2 protein-coding genes are annotated in these 1363 nt (G+C 53.6%); both read right to left on the reverse strand.

Translation table 11 applies throughout. The features are described 5' to 3' along the window. The coding region (locus tag Q0216_RS09245) for a DUF6318 family protein (RefSeq protein WP_298594764.1) at positions 1-676 on the reverse strand (676 nt) is incomplete at its 3' end. A 239-nt stretch (positions 677-915) separates the two neighbouring features. Beyond that, on the reverse strand, positions 916-1363 hold a 448-nt coding region (locus tag Q0216_RS09250), incomplete at its 5' end, for a DUF6318 family protein (protein WP_298594766.1).

Here is a 1363-nt window from a genome sequence, read left to right on the forward strand (position 1 = left end):
TTGAGCTGGGCGAGCTCGTTGTAAGTTTGGCGGGTTCATTCCGAACCGTCCAGGCACCATCCTGATACTCCAAGATGAAGAAGAATTCATAATCACCGGGGCCGCTACTCAATGAGGCCATGGTGAGTTCCCTACCATCTGTGTAATGGATCTTTGCTTCCTTGTTGTAACGGCCAGCACTCAGCCAGCGGTACTGCTGCTCGTCAACCTTCTGTGGAGCGTCCTCAGTTAGCTCTGCTGAGAACGGTGCATCAGTGCCGTACACCCAGCCATTGTTCTTCTCGTAAAATTCGACGAAAGGTTCGGCCTTGTAGAGATCGTTTCGGTTCGTATCCACAGCCTTAAAGGGCTCAATATCGCCGGTAATCATAAGGTAATTGAAAGAAGCCAACCAGAACCCAATGGCGGCGTACATGCCCTCCGTCGTTTTGGCTTTCATCTCTGCAGGAGGAATAGGCATGGGCGGGTTCTCCGCCTTCTTCGAGCTGGTTGCGGGAACGTAGGTGCCGCGTGATTCGTAGCTGTTAAACTTCAGCTCACCCTTGTAGGAGCGCTGCGCATCGGGCGTGCTCTGGTTGCTGAGCGGGCGGATATCGCTGGCGCAGGCGGTCAAGGAGGCGAGCGCGGCGGTGGCGGCGATGCCAAAGGCGGCGCGTCGGGTCACGAAGGTAGACATAAGGTACCCTTCAATAGATTATCGGTGTATCTATTTCAGGGTACCTTAGTACATTTGGGTATGTTTATAATTTCTTCGATATAAAACATTGGAAAATGCTACAAAAGCTGTGTTAGCTAACGAAAAGTGCCGTTTACTAGGGGAGAGCGTCATCATCTTCCTGTGCTGCAGCTTTCCAGCACCGGTATTTTGCCGTGCCGGCATGTTCCTACGCCGACGTGTTCCTGCGCCGCCGCGTCCTAAACGTTGAGGCCAGAACCGCTTCCGCCCGAGGAACCGGGAGAAGCCGTCGAGGAATTCTTCGTCTCAACGGTGACCATCCACGCATCGTCTCGATAGTTCAACACAAAAGTGACCTCATCGTTACTGGAATCACCGCTCGACTCACCCACACGAATGTCCCTGTCCTCGGGCACGTAATGGAGAACAGCATCCTTATGGCCACGGACAATACCCTTCCAACGGTACTGCTCATCATCAACCTTCTGCGGGGTGTCCTCGGTCAGCTCAGCCATGAGCGGCGTCTCGGTGCCGTACATCCACCCCTCACCTTTTGCATACAACTCTACGTACGACTTCATCTTCTGCACGTAGATACCGTCCAGGTCTACGTCCTTGAACGGTTCATTATTGCCGGTAACGGTCAGATAATTCAGGGAAGCGACCCAGTAGCCCAGTGCCGCGTAC

The sequence above is a fragment of the uncultured Rothia sp. genome, from assembly GCF_937976295.1.
Taxonomy (GTDB): Bacteria; Actinomycetota; Actinomycetes; order Actinomycetales; family Micrococcaceae; genus Rothia.